The sequence below is a fragment of the Lysobacter sp. Soil_N_23 genome (genome assembly GCF_057656135.1).
Genome location: NZ_JBDGKY010000002.1, coordinates 133,164 through 150,743, shown reverse-complemented (window position 1 = coordinate 150,743; position 17,580 = coordinate 133,164). Strand labels below are relative to the sequence as shown.

Annotated in this window: 14 protein-coding genes; 5 read left to right on the top strand and 9 right to left on the bottom strand. The window is 64.9% G+C overall.

The window, feature by feature from the left end:
• Positions 1-351 precede the first annotated feature (351 nt).
• The 3 genes from AC3A3X_RS02495 to AC3A3X_RS02485 all read right to left on the bottom strand — a co-directional run bounded on the left by AC3A3X_RS02495 (position 352) and on the right by AC3A3X_RS02485 (position 2,808).
• Positions 352-1,164, bottom strand: a complete 813-nt coding sequence (locus AC3A3X_RS02495) for a hypothetical protein (protein ID WP_487581477.1) — start codon at positions 1,162-1,164, stop codon at positions 352-354.
• 34 nt (positions 1,165-1,198) lie between these two features.
• Entirely contained in the window at positions 1,199-1,822 is a 624-nt protein-coding gene (locus AC3A3X_RS02490) for a class I SAM-dependent methyltransferase (RefSeq protein ID WP_487581476.1), read from the bottom strand.
• Between the two features lie 71 nt (positions 1,823-1,893).
• Complete coding sequence (locus AC3A3X_RS02485) at positions 1,894-2,808, bottom strand: glycosyltransferase family 2 protein (protein WP_487581475.1); 915 nt, start codon at positions 2,806-2,808, stop codon at positions 1,894-1,896.
• A 174-nt stretch (positions 2,809-2,982) separates the two neighbouring features.
• On the opposite strand from AC3A3X_RS02485, the gene pilB reads away from it, so the two are divergent.
• From pilB to coaE, 4 genes are all read left to right on the top strand, one after another.
• Positions 2,983-4,707 (top strand): type IV-A pilus assembly ATPase PilB, encoded by a 1,725-nt coding sequence (gene pilB / locus AC3A3X_RS02480; protein WP_487581474.1) that lies wholly within the window; start codon positions 2,983-2,985, stop codon positions 4,705-4,707.
• A 3-nt stretch (positions 4,708-4,710) separates the two neighbouring features.
• Positions 4,711-5,967, top strand: coding sequence for a type II secretion system F family protein (locus tag AC3A3X_RS02475; RefSeq protein WP_487581473.1), 1,257 nt, complete (start codon positions 4,711-4,713; stop codon positions 5,965-5,967).
• Positions 5,968-6,004: 37 nt separating this feature from the next.
• A complete protein-coding gene (locus AC3A3X_RS02470; RefSeq protein WP_487581472.1) occupies positions 6,005-6,868 on the top strand; it encodes a prepilin peptidase in 864 nt (287 codons plus the stop codon).
• A gap of 81 nt (positions 6,869-6,949) precedes the next feature.
• Positions 6,950-7,564 carry a dephospho-CoA kinase gene (gene coaE, locus AC3A3X_RS02465; RefSeq protein ID WP_487581471.1) on the top strand — a complete coding sequence of 205 codons (615 nt, stop codon included), beginning with the start codon at positions 6,950-6,952 and terminating at the stop codon, positions 7,562-7,564.
• Positions 7,565-7,770: 206 nt separating this feature from the next.
• Here the strand turns inward: coaE and AC3A3X_RS02460 are convergent, their stop codons facing one another.
• The 3 genes from AC3A3X_RS02460 to AC3A3X_RS02450 form a co-directional block, all read right to left on the bottom strand.
• On the bottom strand, positions 7,771-8,697 hold the full coding sequence (locus AC3A3X_RS02460; protein WP_487581470.1) for a Nudix family hydrolase: 927 nt from the start codon (positions 8,695-8,697) through the stop codon (positions 7,771-7,773).
• Between the two features lie 159 nt (positions 8,698-8,856).
• Positions 8,857-11,589, bottom strand: a complete 2,733-nt coding sequence (gene secA, locus AC3A3X_RS02455; RefSeq protein ID WP_487581469.1) for a preprotein translocase subunit SecA — start codon at positions 11,587-11,589, stop codon at positions 8,857-8,859.
• Between the two features lie 388 nt (positions 11,590-11,977).
• Positions 11,978-12,901 (bottom strand): M23 family metallopeptidase, encoded by a 924-nt coding sequence (locus AC3A3X_RS02450; protein ID WP_487581468.1) that lies wholly within the window; start codon positions 12,899-12,901, stop codon positions 11,978-11,980.
• Between the two features lie 5 nt (positions 12,902-12,906).
• Here AC3A3X_RS02450 and AC3A3X_RS02445 point away from each other — a divergent pair, with 5 nt between their 5' ends.
• Complete coding sequence (locus tag AC3A3X_RS02445) at positions 12,907-13,344, top strand: DciA family protein (RefSeq protein ID WP_233264863.1); 438 nt, start codon at positions 12,907-12,909, stop codon at positions 13,342-13,344.
• Between the two features lie 246 nt (positions 13,345-13,590).
• On the opposite strand, the gene lpxC is transcribed toward AC3A3X_RS02445, so the two are convergent.
• The 3 genes from lpxC to ftsA form a co-directional block, all read right to left on the bottom strand.
• Entirely contained in the window at positions 13,591-14,505 is a 915-nt protein-coding gene (gene lpxC / locus AC3A3X_RS02440) for a UDP-3-O-acyl-N-acetylglucosamine deacetylase (protein ID WP_487581467.1), read from the bottom strand.
• Positions 14,506-14,917: 412 nt separating this feature from the next.
• The gene (gene ftsZ / locus AC3A3X_RS02435; protein WP_487581466.1) at positions 14,918-16,147 is read right to left on the bottom strand and encodes a cell division protein FtsZ; all 1,230 of its coding nucleotides are present in this window, start codon (positions 16,145-16,147) and stop codon (positions 14,918-14,920) included.
• 195 nt (positions 16,148-16,342) lie between these two features.
• A complete protein-coding gene (ftsA, locus tag AC3A3X_RS02430) occupies positions 16,343-17,578 on the bottom strand; it encodes a cell division protein FtsA (RefSeq protein WP_200606777.1) in 1,236 nt (411 codons plus the stop codon).
• Positions 17,579-17,580: the final 2 nt, after the last annotated feature.

The following is a 17,580-nucleotide window of genomic DNA, read 5'->3' as shown; positions in this document are numbered from 1 at the left end:
AGACGGAGATGTAGCAATCAACGATGCATTGGGGTCGGAAGCGAGCTGGGAGCAATGACACCAACGACATGAAGAACAAAGACGGATACGGGACATAGACCGGTGCCGGTTTTGTCCTGTTCCACGCCAGGATTCGGAAAAGACTTCGAGCGGCCCCGAACACAATCGACGTGAGAATGAGGGCAGTCCTCCGCGGAGGAGAACGGGCCAGCTCCCACAGGCGCAAGGACTCCGGAAGCCAGGGGACACTTTCCACGACTTCGACTTGCAGATGCGACTTCAGGAGTTCAACAGTTCGACCCGCGTTGGGATAGCCACCGCCCCGAAGCCCAGGCCCAGCGACGTAGACTCTCATAGGTATCTGAGTCGCCGCAGCGTACCAATGCACATGGCACTTATCGCGACTTCCATGACAAGAATAATCATCCTGCACGCCAAGAGCGCTGCCAGCAGCTGCGCAGGCTGGATGGAAGAAGACAACACAGAGGTGACGGCCTCACGCACACCTAATCCACCAGGCACTGGCAGCGCCATGACACCCGCGACCGTCCCCCCAAACAAGGCCCCAAGAAATCGCAGCAGCTCTTGAGGAGATGCAACAACGACGTACCCCAAGCCGTACGGAAGCATTGCCAAACTGTAGAGACTTGCCGACTGAAGGAACGGCCGCTGGCTCAATTGAACCCCGATCAACCGGCGGCTGACAGACGACACGGCAGCCAACGTGGCAACGGCCGCAGCGACAACCACGACCGACCACGGCCAGTTGCTTTGACTCCTTGACAAATAGAACACGACGGCTAGAGCTCCACATATCCCAACGGAGAGGAGTTGCTCGAACAATCCGCTAACGATGGTTACTCGCATCGTGACGCCATGTCGTCCAAGCAGTATCCCGCGTCCAACAATCTGCCATACGCCGCCCGGCACGTACTTCGCGAGCAATGTCGCGCCCCATGCCACCGATAGGAAATGTTTGGGGAGCCGCATGTGAAATGCTCGCCCCAAGACAGCAAAGGCGCATGCATTGATCGCCAGATGCAGGCCAAACAAAAGACCTGCAACCACCGCTGTTTGCGCGGTGATCTGCTTCCCTGCGTCGATAAAATCGCTGCCGTTAAGTCCTACGTACCTCGCAACCGAAATGATTGCGGCAGCCGCCAATCCATAACCGGCGACGGACCTCCATGCAGACCGCTCACGCCCGATCATCGTCTTTCATCGGGACCCATCGGTGCAGATACTGAAACGTGAAGAAGGCTCGAAAGGGCCAGAAATCCAGCAGCTTAGCCGGCACCATTGTCCATGACACAGACTCCAACAGCCGCAGGTTCCGGCGCTCGCGCTCCATGCGAAGTCCAGCCTGCGCTCCAAGCGCGAAGATATCACTGCGTGCAAAGAACCGCAGATGGGTGCGGTCGTGGATTCCACGTTCGCGTGCTGGCCAGGTGCCAAACACACCTAGACTCAGAAATGTCGAAATGTGCCTGACATTTGGAAGACTGGTCACCACCCGGCCGCCGGGGCCGAGGAACCCGGCCATCCGCCTCATCACTTCGTCCGGCTGTGCCAGATGTTCGAGCACGTCGGCCAGAATGATCAAGTCGTAAGGCGCATTCTCCGCAATCCGCAGCACAACGGCATCATCGTCGATCGCGCCTTCGATCAGGATTGACATGTGCTCGCGCGCGATTGTGGCCAAGGTCCCATTTGGCTCCACGCCGACCACCGTCACACCCAAGAACTTCTCCGCAATAAGCGTTGCGGTCATTCCTGCACCGCAACCGATATCAAGAACCCGACGCGGTGCGTCCTCAATCATTGCCACCACATCAGGCCGGGCACCGGAATAGCCCCTGAAGCGTCGTCTAAGACCCGTCGAGATTGACATGCCTAGTTCGATCGCCCTGTATCGGTTGCAGGTCCGCCTCGACCGACCGGCGACTGCTGATCTCCTCGTGCGGCCTGATAGGTCAATCCGGTGATCTGCTCGGAGATAAGTCCAATCAGAAAAACAATTACCGCCGCACTGAACAAAAGCACGCTCATGTTCGTGAACCGCCCCATCGTCGCGAAGGTGTACGCGTAGTAGCCGGTACCGAGCAGGAAGAACGTTGCTGCGGTTGGTGCAAACAGCTTCAATGGCGAGTACAGCGTTGCGATCTTCAGGATGATCAGAAGAAAGCGTATGCCGTCCTTGATGGGTCGAATGTGGCTGCCGTTGCCGACGCGCTTCGCTACTGGGACCGGGACATACGCCACCGGGTAGGCACTACGGAAGAAGGCCATAGTGCTTGTCGTCGGATAGCTGAAACCGTTGGGCAACAAGTGGAGGAATTCGCGGAAGCGCGCGGCACGGACGGCGCGGAAACCCGAGGTCAGGTCGAGGATAGGGTGGCCGGTCATCCAGCTGGCTAGCCGGTTATACAGGCCATTGGCCAAGCCGCGGTGAAAATTGGCTTGCCCAGACCCGTCACGGGCGCCAACGACCATGTCATAACCCTCCTCCAGCTTGGCCAGGAGCAAGCCGATGTGGGCCGCGCTGTGCTGCCCGTCGGCGTCCATGAAGACGATGACGTCGCCCGTGGCCGCCCGGGCCCCACGCTTGATCGCGGCGCCGTTGCCCATCGAGTAGGGGGACGACAGCACCTTGACCCCATGCTCGGCCGCCACGGCAGCTGTGCTGTCACTGGAGCCGTCGTCGACCACGATCAGTTCGGCCTCGGGCCATTGCTCCCGCAGGGCAGGCAGTGTCCTGGCCAGGCCCTCGGCCTCGTTCTTAGCAGGTAGTACTACGGAAACGCGCATCCCCTCCCCCCTTTGCCTGCACAGAGTAGGCGATAGGGCCTCCCCCAGGAAGGTGCAGGCGTCCCCGTTTTCTTAATGGGGCTGCGGCCGCGGGACTGCACAAACGTGCGCGCGGTCCGCTCCCCAGGCAACAGGATTGCGGTACAGTCCGATCGGGGAATCACAGGGGGCTCCATGAGCACCGTTGCCACTGCCAATCTGGTGGGGATCACCGGCATTGCCCGGCGCCTCGTGCTGGATGGGGCGCTGGAAGACACGGCCGCCCGCCAGGCGCTGGCGAACGCCACCAGTCTCAAGCAGCCCATCGCCGCCTACCTGGCCGAGAAGCGCCTGGTAACACCGGGACAGATGGCCGCTGCCAACTCGGTCGAGTTTGGCGTACCGCTGCTCGATGCGTCAGCATTCGACCCGAAGCAGTCCGCAATCAAGGTCGTCAACGAAGCTCTGATCCGCAAGCACACTGTGCTGCCGCTGTTCAAGCGCGGCAACCGGCTGTTCATCGGCATTGCAGATCCGACCAACAACCAAGCCCTGGAAGAGATCAAGTTCCAGACGAACCTGGCGATCGAGCCCATCCTGGTCGACGAAGACCGGATCAAGCGCTGCATCGATACGTGGCTGGAGGCCAGCGATGCGCTGGGCGACACGGTCGGCGATTCGGAGGGTCTTGAGTCCCTCGACGTCTCCGGCGGCGATGCCGACCTGTCCAACGAAAGCGGTGTGGACGTCAAGACCGACGACACCCCCGTAGTGAAGTTCGTCAACAAGGTGCTCGTGGATGCGATCCGCAAGGGCGCTTCCGACATCCATTTCGAGCCCTACGAAACCGAGTACCGTGTGCGCCTGCGCATCGACGGACTACTCAAGCAGGTCGCCAAGGTGCCGACCAGCCTGCAGGCCCGCATCGCAGCACGCATCAAGGTGATGGCCCAGCTCGACATCGCCGAGAAACGCGTTCCGCAGGACGGCCGCATCAAGCTCAACATCTCCAAGACCAAGCAGGTCGACTTCCGCGTCAGCACCCTGCCGACCCTGTTCGGCGAGAAGGTGGTGATGCGTATCCTCGACGGCAGCGCCGCCAAGCTGGGCATCGACAAGCTCGGCTACGAGGACGCCCAGCGCGCTCTCTACGAGCAGGCCCTGGCCAAGCCCTACGGCATGGTGCTGGTCACCGGCCCGACCGGTTCGGGCAAAACGGTATCGCTGTACACCGGCCTGAACATCCTCAACGACGAGCAGCGCAACATCTCCACCGTCGAGGACCCGGTCGAAATCCGCGTGCCGGGCATCAACCAGGTGCAGATGAACGTCAAGCGCGGCATGACCTTCGCCGCCGCGCTGCGCAGCTTCCTGCGCCAGGACCCGGACGTGATCATGGTCGGCGAAATCCGCGACCTGGAAACGGCCGAAATCGCCATCAAGGCCGCCCAGACCGGTCACATGGTGCTGTCCACCCTGCACACCAACGATGCGCCGCAGACCATCGCGCGCCTGATGAACATGGGCGTGGCGCCCTTCAACATCACCTCGTCGGTGACCCTCGTCATCGCCCAACGCCTTGCCCGGCGCCTGCACGACTGCAAGCGCGAAGTGCACCTGCCGGAGCATGCGTTGCTGGCCGAGGGTTTCAAGCCTGAAGAGATCGCCGACGGCCTGAAGATCTACGAGGCGGTCGGCTGCGCCGACTGCACCGAGGGTTACAAGGGCCGAACCGGCATCTACCAGGTGATGCCGATGACAGATGAGATCCAGGCGATCGTGCTCGCCGGCGGCAACGCCATGCAGATCGCCGAGGCCGCACTGCGGTCCGGCGTCAACGACCTTCGCCAGTCGGCGATGCTGAAAGTCAAGAACGGCGTTACCAGCCTCGCCGAAATCAACCGTGTAACCAAGGACTAAACCATGTCCGCGACTCGCATTGCCACCAAGCCCAACCCCGTGCGCCGCGCCGAGGCCCTGCCTGTTTTCACCTGGCAGGGCACCGACAAGCGCGGCAAGGTGATGAAGGGCGAGCAGAACGCCAAAAACGCCAACGCTTTGCGCGCCGAGTTGCGCAAGCAGGGCATCACGCCCAAGGTGGTCAAGCCCAAGGGCAAGCCGCTGTTCGGCGCCGCCGGCAAGCGCATCACCCCGCTCGACATCGCGGTGTTCAGCCGCCAGATCGCGACGATGATGAAGTCGGGTGTGCCCATCGTGGGAGCGATGGAAATCATCGCCAACGGCAACAAGAACCCGCGCATGGTGAAACTGGTCAATTCGGTGCGAGCCGATATTGAAAGCGGCTCTTCGTTGTACGAAGCACTGAACAAGCACCCAGTCCAGTTCGACGAGCTTTACCGCAACCTGGTCAAGGCTGGTGAATCGGCAGGTGTGCTTGAGGTCGTTCTCGACACGGTCGCCACCTACAAGGAAAACATCGAAGCCCTGAAGGGCAAAATCAAGAAGGCGATGTTCTACCCGGCGATGGTCATTGCAGTGGCCTTGATCGTCAGCTCGATCCTGCTGGTGTTCGTCGTGCCGCAGTTCGAAGAGGTCTTCAAGGGCTTCGGTGCCGACCTGCCCGCCTTCACCAAGCTGATCGTGGCCTTGAGCCGCTTCATGGTCGCTTGGTGGTTCGTGATTCTGGCGGGGGTGATAGGCGCGATCGTGGCGTTCATCATGGCCAAGAACCGATCGGTGGCGTTCTCCCGATTGCTCGACCGGATGATCCTGAAGGTTCCGGTCGTCGGCCAGATCATGCACAACTCGGCCATCGCCCGCTTCTCCCGCACCCTTGCGGTGACCTTCAAGGCCGGCGTGCCGCTGGTCGAGGCGCTGGACACGGTCGCCGGCGCCACCGGCAACGTCCTGTACGAAGACGCCGTGCGCAACATCCGCGATGACGTTGCGGTCGGTTACCCGGTCAACGTGGCGATGAAGCAGGTCAACCTGTTCCCGCACATGGTCGTCCAGATGACGGCGATCGGCGAAGAGGCCGGTGCGCTCGACACCATGCTGTTCAAGGTCGCCGAGTTCTACGAGCAGGAGGTCAACAACGCGGTGGACGCGCTGGCCAGCCTGCTGGAGCCGCTGATCATGGTGTTCCTGGGCGTGATCGTCGGTGGCATGGTGATCGCCATGTACCTGCCGATCTTCAAGCTGGCCGCCACGGTCGGCTGATCGCCACGCCAGCACTACTTAGGCCACAATCCGACGCATGGCATTCCTAGATCAGAACCCCGCCATCGGTTTTCCGCTGGCGGCCGGGCTCGGCCTGTTGGTCGGCAGCTTCCTCAACGTGGTGATCCTGCGGCTGCCCAAGCGGCTGGAGTGGCAGTGGCGGCGCGACAGCCGCGAGGTCCTGGGCGAGCCGGAGACCTACGATCCGCCACCGCCAGGCATCGTGATCGAGAGATCGCACTGCCCGCACTGCAAGCACCAATTGGCCTGGTACGAGAACATTCCGGTGTTCAGCTACCTGGCGCTGCGCGGCCGTTGCCGCAGCTGCAAGGCTCCCATCTCGCCGCAGTACCCGCTGGTCGAGTTGCTGACCATGCTGCTGGTGGTCGCCTGCGTGTGGCGCTTCGGTTTCGGCTGGCAGGGCTTTGGTGCGATCGTCTTCACCTGCTTCCTGATCGTGCTGTCGGGGATCGATCTGCGCACGCAGCTGTTGCCCGACCAGCTGACGTTGCCGCTGATGTGGCTGGGGTTGATAGCGGCTTCGGACAATCTCTATTTCCCGGCCAAGCCGGCTCTGCTCGGCGCGGTCGCGGGCTATCTGAGCCTGTGGACGGTCTGGTGGCTGTTCAAGCAGCTCACCGGCAAGGAAGGCATGGGGCATGGCGACTTCAAGTTGCTTGCCGCCATTGGCGCCTGGACGGGGCTCAAGGGCATCCTGCCGACGATCCTGCTGTCGTCGCTGGTCGGCGCGATCATCGGCTCGATCTGGCTGGCGATGAAGGGGCGCGATCGTGCTACGCCGATTCCGTTCGGACCGTACCTGGCCATTGCCGGGTGGATCGCGTTCTTCTGGGGCGAGCAGATTGTTGGGACCTATATGCGGGTCTCCGGGTTGCGCTGAGGGTTGCCCTCACCCCAAGAGCCGCCCTCACCCCAACCCCTCTCCCGCAAGCGGGAGAGGGGCTCAAGATATGATTCGCGCATGAGCGATTTCATCATTGGCATCACCGGCGGCGTCGCATCCGGCAAGAGCGTCGTCACGCGTCGGTTCGAGGAACTCGGGATTGTCGTGGCCGATGCCGATGTCGCCGCCCGCGCCGCGGTGGCGCCGGGGTCGGCGGGGTTGGCCGAAGTCGTCGCTTCGTTCGGGAATGATGTCCTGGCCGCCGACGGCGGTCTCGATCGGGCAGCCATGCGGAAGCGGGTCTTTGGCGATGAGGCCGCGCGACGACGCCTGGAAGCAATCATCCATCCGCGTGTGCGCATCGCATTGCACGAGGCCTGTCTGGCGGCCTCCGGTCCCTACGCAATTGCCGCGATCCCGTTGCTGACCGAGGGCGGTGGCCGCGAGGCCTATCCGTGGCTGGCGCGGATCCTGGTGGTCGATGTGCCGGTCGCTGCGCAGCGGGCTCGGTTGATGGCGCGCGACGGTGTCGATGCGGCCTTGGCGGACAAGATGATCGCGGCGCAGGCCACGCGTTCGCAGCGTCTGGCTGTTGCAGATGATGTGCTGGTCAACGATGGGTCGCTTGATGCGCTGGATGCGCCCATTGCTGCGCTGGATCGCAGGTATCGGGCGTTGGCGGCGGCCAGGTAGCGGGCTGCCCTCACCCCAACCCCTCTCCCGCAAGCGGGAGAGGGGCTCCTGGGGCCATCCGTCTCGCCCCAACGCCTGCAGTCCCTTCTCCCGCTCGCGGGAGAAGGTGCCCGGAGGGCGGATGAGGGCGGCCTTTCGCGGCCCCCTTCGGGTGCCCTCACCCCAACCCCTCTCTCGCAAGCGGGAGAAGGGCTCAAGAGCGAACGTCAGGTCGGCCAGAGGCTGCGGATCGCGGCCACGCCCTGGGCGCCGTGCGCACGGGCTTCGTCGACGTCATCAGGGCCAAGTCCGCCGATCGCATAGATCGGCAGCGACACATGCTCACGCAGGGCAGCGAACGCATCCCAGCCGATGCCGGCAACCCCGGGATGGCTCGGCGTCGCCTTGACGCTGCCGAGCACTACGAAATCGCAGGCCAATGCCTCTGCGGCGATCAGGTCCTCGAGGACATGGCAGGACGCCGCCAGCGGTAATTCGGGCGGTAGCGGCCGCTCACGCTGCGCGTGCAGCAGCGCCGACGGGAGGTGCAGGCCGGCACCCAGTTCCAGTGCGAGCGCGGCATCGGCGTTGATCAGTACTTCGGCACCCGCTTGCCGGCAGCGCTGCACGGCCTGGCTCGCGAGTGACCGCCAATGCGCCGGATCGATCCCCGGCGCACGCAGCTGGACGCGGCGGATGCCGGCCGCCAGTGCGGCTTCCAGTTGCAGCAGCCAGTGCGCGTCGTCGTCGGGTGTCGGAGTCACCAGATAGTGCGATGGCTGCAACAGGGCGGCCACCACTGGGCGGTCTGCCGGCGGCATCGCATAGCTGGCGAGCTTGTGCGGCGGCACCCACACCAGGGCCTGCCCCTCGCGTCCGCGCGCGTTGCCGCGCCAGTGGGCGACCATGCGTACGTCCAGGCGCAGGCGCTTGTCCGGGTAGAGCTGCGGCACCGTGATCAGGGGCGCGCCCAGTTCGACGTCGATGCCGAGTTCTTCGTGGAGCTCGCGCACTAGCGCGTCTTCGGCCGACTCGCCAGGCTCGTGTTTGCCGCCGGGGAATTCCCACAGGCCAGCCAGGTCGCGACCTTCGGTGCGTCGCGCCAGCAGGATGCGGCCGCGGGCGTCGCGGATGACGCCGGCGACGACTTCCACGATGCGCGTGGGCGCCGACCTGTCGTGGACGGGCGGGTTCGGGGAAACGGCTGGAGGGGGATGGCCGGTCATGGTGTCGGGGCTATGGGCGGTCTGCCCTCACCCCAACCCCTCTCCCGCAGGCGGGAGAGGGGCTTCAGAGCATAGTCCGAGCGGTGGTCAGGCGATCTGCCCATGGCAGTGCTTGTACTTCTTGCCGCTGCCGCAGGGGCACGGGTCGTTGCGGCCGACATTGGCGAAGGCGTCGTTGCCGCCGGCCAGCGCGCGCGCCTGCGCGGCTTCTTCGTCGGCGCCGTAGCCGCCCACGTCGGCGTGCTGGAACTGCATCTGCCGGGCCTGCGCCTCGGCAGCGGCGCGCTCCTGCGCTTCCAGGGCGGCGACTTCGTCCTCGCTGCGGATGCGCACGCGCGCCAGCAGGGTGACGACTTCGCGCTTGACCTTCTCCAGCATCTCGCTGAACAGCTCGAACGCTTCCTTCTTGTACTCCTGCTTGGGCTGCTTCTGCGCGTAGCCGCGCAGGTGGATGCCCTGGCGCAGGTAGTCCATGCGCGCAAGATGCTCCTTCCAGTTCTGGTCGAGCACGTTGAGCATGATGTGCTTTTCCAGCATGCGCATGGTCTCGGCGCCAAGCTGGGTCTCACGCTCGCTGAAGTGACCCAGCACGGCCTGCTGCACGCGCTCCTCGATGGTCTCGGCGTCGAGCTCGTCGCTCTCCTTCGCCATCGCCACCAGCGGCACGGCCACGCCGAATTCCTGCTCCAGCGTCGCTTCCAGGCCCGGCAGGTCCCACTGTTCGTCGATCGAATTGAGCGGAACGAAGCGGGCGACGGTGTCGGCGACGACGTCGCTGCGCAGGCCTTCGATGTTCTCTTCGACGTTCTCGGCTTCGAGCAGTTCGTTGCGCTGGGCGTAGATCACCTTGCGCTGGTCGTTGTTGACGTCGTCGAAGTCAAGCAGGTTCTTGCGGATGTCGAAGTTGTGGGCCTCGACCTTGCGCTGCGCATTGGCGATCTGCTTGGACACCAGCGGGCTTTCGATGATGTCGTCTTCCTTCAGGCCCATGCGCGCCATCACGCGCTGCACCCAGTCGGCGGCGAAGATGCGCATCAGGTTGTCTTCGAGCGACAGGTAGAAGCGGCTCGAACCCGGGTCGCCCTGGCGACCGGCGCGACCGCGCAGCTGGTTGTCGATGCGGCGGCTCTCGTGACGCTCGGTGCCGACGATGTGCAGGCCACCGGCATCCTTGACGGCCTCGTGGCGTGCCTGCCATTCCGACTTCAGTCGCGCCCTGGTGACTTCGTCCAGCTCGCCGCCGTTGCTGGCTTCGAGCAGGGTCACTTCGTTCTCGAGCGAACCGCCGAGCACGATGTCGGTACCGCGGCCGGCCATGTTGGTGGCGATGGTGATCGCGCCCGGGCGGCCGGCCTGCGCTACGATCTGCGCTTCGCGCTCGTGCTGCTTGGCGTTGAGCACTTCGTGGTGGATGCCGGCATCGCGCAGCTGCTGGCTGAGCATCTCCGACACTTCGATCGAAGTGGTGCCGACCAGCACCGGCTGCTTGCGGGCGTTGGCGTCCTTGATCTCGGCCAGCACCGCGCGGTACTTGCCGGCGCGGTTGAGGAACACCGCGTCGGCATGGTCCTTGCGCTGCACCGGCTGGTGGGTCGGGATCACGATGACTTCCAGGCCGTAGATGCTCTGGAACTCGTACGCTTCGGTGTCGGCCGTACCGGTCATGCCGGACAGCTTGTTGTACATGCGGAACAGGTTCTGGAAGGTGATGCTCGCCAGCGTCTGGTTCTCGCGCTGGACCGGCACGCCTTCCTTCGCCTCGACCGCCTGGTGCAGGCCGTCGGACCAGCGGCGACCGGCCAGGGTGCGGCCGGTGAACTCGTCGACGATCACCACTTCGCCGTCGCGGACGATGTAATCGACGTCGCGCTGGTAGATGGCGTGCGCGCGCATGGCGGCGTTGAGGTGGTGGACGACGCCCAGGTTCTGCGCGCCGTACAGCGAATCGTCTTCACCCTGCAGGATGCCGGCCTGGCGCAGCAGCGTCTCGGCGTGCTCCTGGCCGGATTCCGACAGGTGCACCTGCTTGCTCTTCTCGTCGACCCAGTAGTCGCCCTCGCCTTCTTCCGTGGCCTGGCGGACCAGGTTCGGGACGAGGCGGTTGACCTTGATGTACAGCTCCGGCGACTCGTCGGCCGGGCCGGAGATGATCAGCGGGGTGCGCGCCTCGTCGATCAGGATCGAGTCGACCTCGTCGACGATCGCGTAGTTGAGGCCGCGCTGGAAACGGTCTTCCTTCGACAGCGCCATGTTGTCGCGCAGGTAGTCGAAGCCGAATTCGTTGTTGGTGCCGTAGGTGATGTCGCAGCCGTAGGCGGCGTGCTTGTCGCCGTGCGGCATGCCCGGGTAGACCACGCCGACAGACAGGCCCAGCCAGTTGTACACGCGGCCCATCCAGGCCGAGTCGCGGCGGGCGAGGTAGTCGTTGACGGTGACGACGTGGACGCCCTTGCCTTCCAGGGCGTTGAGGTAGACCGGCAGGGTGGCCACCAGGGTCTTGCCTTCGCCGGTGCGCATCTCGGCGATCTTGCCCAGGTGCAGGACCATGCCGCCGATCAGCTGGACGTCGTAATGGCGCATGCCCAGGACGCGGCGCGAGGCCTCGCGGCAGACGGCGAACGCCTCCGGCAGCAGCTTGTCGAGTGATTCGCCGTCGGCGATGCGCTTCTGGAACTCGGCAGTCTTGGCCTGCAGCTCAGCGTCGCTGAGCTTCTCCATCTGCGGCTCGAGGGCGTTGATCTTGAGGACGGAGCGTTGCAGTTGGCGCAGCAGGCGATCGTTGCGACTACCGAAAACGCGGGTAAGCAGGCTGTTGAGCATGTACGGGTCCGGAAAGCGGAACAGGGGAACCAGCAGGCAGGACGCACTCAGAGTGCACGTCCGCCAGCAAGTTCCCCGGAAGGAGGTCGGCTTGAAATGGAATCGGGGCGCCGAGCGCCCCGATCGCATCGAGCCTGAACTGTGGCCAGTCCGATTGTAGCGTGGGGGCGAGGGTCGGTGCTTGCAAGGCGGTGAAGCGGGCCCTCACCCCAACCCCTCTCCCGCAAGCGGGCGAGGGGCTATCAGTCCCTTCTCCCGCTTGCGGGCGAGGGGCTATGAGTCCCTTCTCCCGCTTGCGGGAGAAGGTGCCCGGAGGGCGGATGAGGGCTGCTTTTCGCGACTGCCCTCACCCCAGCCCTCTCCCGCAAGCGGGAGAGGGAGCAAAGCATCAACCCTTGATCTGCATCTTCAGCGGCGACTGCTGGCTGAGGAAGTTGCGCGGATTGACCACGCGGCCGTTCTCCCACACCTCGAAGTGCACATGGGCGCCGGTGGAGCGGCCCGTCGAACCGGCCTTGGCGATTTCCTGGCCGGCACGGACCAGCTCGCCGACCTTGTGGGTCAGGCGCGAGTTGTGGGCATAACGGGTGACGTAGCCGTTGCCATGGTCGACCTCGATCACGTTGCCGTAGCCCGAGCGCACGCCCGAGTAGCTGACCACGCCATCGGCCACGGCCAGGACCGGGTCACCGACGTTGGCCTTGAAGTCCAGGCCCTTGTGGTTGGCGTGGCCGCCATTGAACGGATCGGCGCGACCGCCGAAGCCGGAGGTGATGTAGCTGCCGGCGATCGGCTCGCGGCCCGGGACCGCGTTCATGTCGAGCTGGCGGTTGAACAGCAGCGACTCGAGCACCGAGAGCTGTTCGCCCGAGGCCTGGAACTGCTGGCCCAGGGTCGCCATGCCTTCGTCGAGCTCGGCCTTGGTCATGTCGCGGACCGGACCGGCGCCACCGACGCCTACCGGCTTGTCGAAATCGAACTCGCCGTCCTGGAGCTGGCCGATGCGGGTCAGGCGCTCACCGAGGGCGTTGAGGCGGTTGGCCTCGGCCTGCAGCTCGCCCATGCGGGCGGCCAGGGCATTGATCTCGCGCTGGGCGTCACGGCGGGTGGCCGCGATCAGCGCTTCCTGATTGTCGGACTTGTTGCGCAGCAGGACGTTGTCGGCAATGCCGGCGCCTGCACCGATCGCCGCGCCACTGCCCACAAGCAGGGCGATGGCCAGGGCGGGACGCTGCGCTCCCCAGTAACCGGCCTGCTGCAACCAATGCGACAGCTGGGCGCGGGTTTTGTTTACGATGGATGGATAGGTCATGTCTTATGTCTGATTCCAAGCCCAGGAACCCCAAGAGAGGTCCTTCGACTCCGCAAGCCGCGCTTGATGCGCTGCTGGCCGAGCCCGCTGGTGGCCCAATTCGTCGTGCCTTGTGGCTCGAACAACTGGACCTACGGTTACGCCCACACCTGCCCCCGTCTCTGGCCGCGCATGCGCGGCTGGCCAATTACGAACGAGGCAGGCTCGTGTTTGTCGTCGACGCCCCGGTATGGCGTGCCAAGTTGCGGCTCGCTGCCCCGGAACTGCTCGACGCGGCCCGTTCCGTCGGGCTGGATGCGGCTGAACTGATCGTCAAAACGACAACTCCGACGACTGCCTCCCCACAATCGGATCGGAAAGCCAAACCCATCTCAGCGACTGCACTGCTAGCACTGCAGGCCGCTCTGGCATCCCTGAAAGATCCGGACTCTGCCGACTCCTAGGGCTGCCGCCGAACCAGATCGACCTTGGCAAACTTGTTGCCGGGGTCCATCGATTGGCTGCGGTCGGGGCATGCTAAAGGCCCAACCCTTTGAATTTGTTAAAGGGTTGGAAACAATTTGATATGATTTCGTTAAAGAATTGTTAAAGCGTCACGTGATGTTCACGTCTGTGACGTCCTTCCAATTCATGTAACCGTTTGCCGCATCGGGCAATCCGGGATCCCCGGAAACGGTACGGACCACGCTTCAGGCGGTGGCGGGGACGCCGTAGGCGACCGGTGCCGGCGTGGCATCGGTTTCACTGAACGTGACTTCGTCCCAGGCTGAACGCTCGGCGAGCAGCGCGCGGACCAGCTTGTTGTTGAGCGCATGGCCCGACTTGAAGCCGACGTAGGTGCCGATGACCGGGTGACCAGCCAGGTAGAGGTCGCCGACCGCGTCGAGGATCTTGTGGCGGACGAACTCGTCGGCGTAGCGCAGGCCGTCGTCGTTGAGGACGCGGAATTCGTCGAGGACGATCGCGTTGTCCATCGAGCCGCCCAGGCCGAGGTTGCGCTCGCGCATGTACTCCAGGTCGCGCATGAAGCCGAAGGTGCGGGCGCGGCTGACTTCCTGGATGTAGTTGGCGGTGGAGAACTCCACCACCGCGCGCGACTGCGAGGCCGGGATGGCCGGGTGGTCGAACTGCACGGTGAAGTCCAGGCGGAAGCCATCAAAGGGCTCGAACCGCGCGACCTTGTCGCCGTCGCGTACTTCCACCGGGCGCTTGATGCGGATGAAACGCTTGGGCGCTTCCTGCTCGGCGATGCCGGCCGACTGCAGCAGGAACACGAACGGGCCGGAGGAGCCGTCCATGATCGGCACTTCGGCCGCCGACAGTTCCACATAGATATTGTCGATGCCCAGCCCGGCCAGGGCCGACAGCAGGTGCTCGACGGTCTGGATCTTGGCCGGCCCGCTGCTCAGGCCCGTGCACAGGGTGGTCTCGGTGACGAGTTCCGCGCTGGCAGGCACTTCCACCACCGGATCGAGATCGATACGGCGGAACACGATGCCGGTATCGACCGGGGCCGGACGCAGGGTAAGGAAGACCTTCTCACCGCTGTGCAGGCCCACGCCGGTGGCGCGGATCACGTTCTTGAGGGTGCGCTGGCGCAGCATCTGGGCAAACCTGTCGGGGGCAGACCTGTTATGGACTGGGACGCTGGGACGCATCCATGCGCGTCCGGAATATGTAGGGCCGCGGCCAGGCAGATGCAAATCGTTCTCGCCTGAACGGCGCGAAAGAATACCACCGGGCCGCCTGAACCTTAACGGAAATCGGTCACTGTCCGGCCTTCTGGGCCGGGCAAGATGACCGGTCGGCCTGCTTTTGCAGGGCCGACCGGCCTAAAGCCCCGCGTGGGAGGCCCAAGGGACTACTAGGGGACGACGACGTTCTTGCTCCTCCCCCTGCTCGCAGGGGGAGGCTGGGAGGGGGTCGCGAGGCCCGCAGGGCCAAGCTCGCCGCTGCGCGGCTCGCTACCCCTCCCCAACCCTCCCCTGCAAGCAGGGGAGGGAGTTTTCGCTTACCTCAGTCCGCCTGGCGGCGCAGGAACGCCGGGATGTCCAGGTAGCTGCTGTCGCTGCCGAAGTCGGCCACGGCCGGCGACGACGACGACGGCTCGGCCGTACGGGCACTGGTGCCGCCGCGCAGGCTGTTGCCGAAGCTCGGGCGCACCGGGGCGGCCATGTCTTCCATCGCGCCGAACTCCGGCTGGCCGGTGGTGGCATTGCGCACCAGGGTGATCGGGGCGCGCAGCGCTTCCTTCTCGCTGCCACGAACGGACTGGCGGGAGACGGCACGGTTGAGGCCGGTGGCGACCACGGTGACCTTGACCTCGTCCTGCATGTCCGGGTCGAGCACGGTGCCGATGACGACGGTGGCGTCTTCGGAGGCGAAGTTCTCGATGGTGCGACCGACTTCGTCGAACTCGGCCATCGTGAAGTCCGGACCGGCAGTGATGTTGACCAGGATGCCGTTGGCGCCGGACAGGTTGACGTCGTCGAGCAGCGGGTTCTGGATCGCCGACTCGGCGGCGGCCTGCGCGCGGTCGTCGCCGCGTGCGGAACCGGTGCCCATCATCGCCAGGCCCATCTCGCTCATCACGGTGCGCACGTCGGCGAAGTCGACGTTGATCAGGCCCGGGCGGACGATCAGGTCGGCGATGCCCTGCACGGCGCCGAGCAGCACGTCATTGGCGGCGCGGAAGGCCTGGATCATCGTGGCGTTGCGGCCCAGCACGGTGATCAGCTTCTCGTTGGGGATGGTGATCAGCGAGTCGCAGTGGTGGCTCAGTTCCTCGATGCCCTTGAGCGCCACCTGCATGCGGCGGCGACCCTCGAACGGGAACGGCTTGGTGACCACGGCGACGGTCAGGATGCCCATCTCCTTGGCCAGCTGCGCCACCACCGGCGCGGCGCCGGTACCGGTGCCACCGCCCATGCCGGCGGTGATGAACACCATGTCGGCACCGGTCAGGGCGTCCATGATGCGCTCGCGGTCTTCCAGGGCAGCCTGGCGGCCGACCTCGGGGTTGGCGCCGGCACCGAGACCCTTGGTCACGTTGCTGCCGAGCTGCAACTGCAGCTTGGCGCCACAGTTCTTGATCGCCTGCGCGTCGGTGTTGGCGGTGATGAACTCCACGCCATCGACATTGCCGCTGACCATGTGCGCAACAGCGTTGCCGCCGCCACCGCCCACGCCAACGACCTTGATCACCGCGTTCGGGGCCATTTTTTCAACCAGTTCGAAATGTGCCATGTCGTCGTCCTCGTTATGTGTTGCTAGTTATGTGTCGTGTTGCTTTCGAAGTACTGGTGCTGCCTGCCGCTCTTCGCCGTCGCCTCGCCTGCCCTCTTGGCCCGGGCTCCCTGCCCGGACCGGGAACCGGCGTCGGCAGCCGCCGCGTCGATTCCGTGCTTCTCGAATCCGTGCTTGCAGCGCTTCCGACCATCGTCAGAACTCGCCGCGATACCAGTTCTTGAGCTTGCTGAAGAAGCTGCCGGCGCGACCGGTGGAAATCACCGGGCGACGCGGGTGCTCGATCTGGCTGCCCATCAACAAAAGACCCACGCCGGTGGCATGCACCGGGTTGCCGACCACTTCGCCCAGGCCGGTGACGTGCTGCGGAATGCCCACGCGCACCGGCATCTGCAGCATTTCCTCGGCCAGCTCGACCACGCCTTCCATCTTTGCCGCGCCGCCGGTCAGGACCATGCCGGCGCGGACGTGATGCTCGAAGCCGCTGCGGCGCAGTTCGGCCTGGATCATTTCGAAGATTTCCTCGTAGCGCGCCTGCACTGCCTGCGCCAGCGAGGCACGCGGCATGCGCCGTGGCGGACGGTCGCCGACGCTGGGCACCTGGATCGATTCCTCGGCGGTCGCCATCTGCGCCAGCGCGCAGGCGTAGCGGACCTTGATCTGCTCGGCCTCCGGCGTCGGCGTGCGCAGCATGTGGGCGATGTCCTCGGTGACCTTGTCGCCGGCGATCGGCAGGCTCGCGCTGTGCGCGATCGCGCCGCCGACGAACACGGCGATGTCGGTGGTACCGGCGCCGATGTCGACCAGGATGACGCCGAGCTCGCGCTCGTCGGAGGTCAGCACGGCCTGGCTGGACGCCAGCACGCTCAGGACGAGATCGTCGATCTGCAGGCCGCAGCGCTGCACGCACTTGCTGATGTTGGCCGCGGCCGACTGCGCGCACACCACCAGGTGCGCATGCACCTCCAGGCGCACGCCGGTCATGCCGACGGGGTTGCGGATGCCGTCCTGGGAATCGTCGAGCACGTAGTCGCGCGGGATGGCGTGCAGGATCTTCTGGTCGGCGGGAATCGCGACGGCCTTGGCCGCTTCGAGTACGCGGTCGAGATCGCCGTAGGTCACCTCGCCGTCGCGGATCGGGGCGATGCCCTGCGAGTTGCGGCATTGCACGTGGTTGCCGGAGATCGAGGCGTAGACCGAGCGGATCTCGCAGCCGGCCATCAGCTCGGCTTCTTCGATCGCGCGCTGGATCGACTGCACCGTCGACTCGATGTCGACGACCACGCCGCGCTTGAGACCGCGCGATTCGTGCGAGCCGATGCCGATCACCTCGATCGGGTTGCCCGGCGAGTACTCGCCGACCAGCGCCACCACCTTCGAGGTGCCGATGTCGAGACCAACGATCAGCGACTTGTCGCCCTTGCGATTCATAC

Bases quoted from the DNA above. Each gene is read 5' to 3' on its own strand.
- AC3A3X_RS02485 (WP_487581475.1), bottom strand. From the start codon at position 2,808: ATGCGCGTTTCCGTAGTACTACCTGCTAAGAACGAGGCCGAGGGCCTG.
- ftsZ (WP_487581466.1), bottom strand. From the start codon at position 16,147: ATGGCACATTTCGAACTGGTTGAAAAAATGGCCCCGAACGCGGTGATC.
- coaE (WP_487581471.1), top strand. From the start codon at position 6,950: ATGAGCGATTTCATCATTGGCATCACCGGCGGCGTCGCATCCGGCAAG.
- AC3A3X_RS02475 (WP_487581473.1), top strand. From the start codon at position 4,711: ATGTCCGCGACTCGCATTGCCACCAAGCCCAACCCCGTGCGCCGCGCC.
- AC3A3X_RS02445 (WP_233264863.1), top strand. From the start codon at position 12,907: ATGTCTGATTCCAAGCCCAGGAACCCCAAGAGAGGTCCTTCGACTCCG.
- lpxC (WP_487581467.1), bottom strand. From the start codon at position 14,505: ATGCTGCGCCAGCGCACCCTCAAGAACGTGATCCGCGCCACCGGCGTG.
- AC3A3X_RS02470 (WP_487581472.1), top strand. From the start codon at position 6,005: ATGGCATTCCTAGATCAGAACCCCGCCATCGGTTTTCCGCTGGCGGCC.
- pilB (WP_487581474.1), top strand. From the start codon at position 2,983: ATGAGCACCGTTGCCACTGCCAATCTGGTGGGGATCACCGGCATTGCC.
- ftsA (WP_200606777.1), bottom strand. From the start codon at position 17,578: ATGAATCGCAAGGGCGACAAGTCGCTGATCGTTGGTCTCGACATCGGC.
- AC3A3X_RS02490 (WP_487581476.1), bottom strand. From the start codon at position 1,822: ATGATTGAGGACGCACCGCGTCGGGTTCTTGATATCGGTTGCGGTGCA.
- AC3A3X_RS02450 (WP_487581468.1), bottom strand. From the start codon at position 12,901: ATGACCTATCCATCCATCGTAAACAAAACCCGCGCCCAGCTGTCGCAT.
- secA (WP_487581469.1), bottom strand. From the start codon at position 11,589: ATGCTCAACAGCCTGCTTACCCGCGTTTTCGGTAGTCGCAACGATCGC.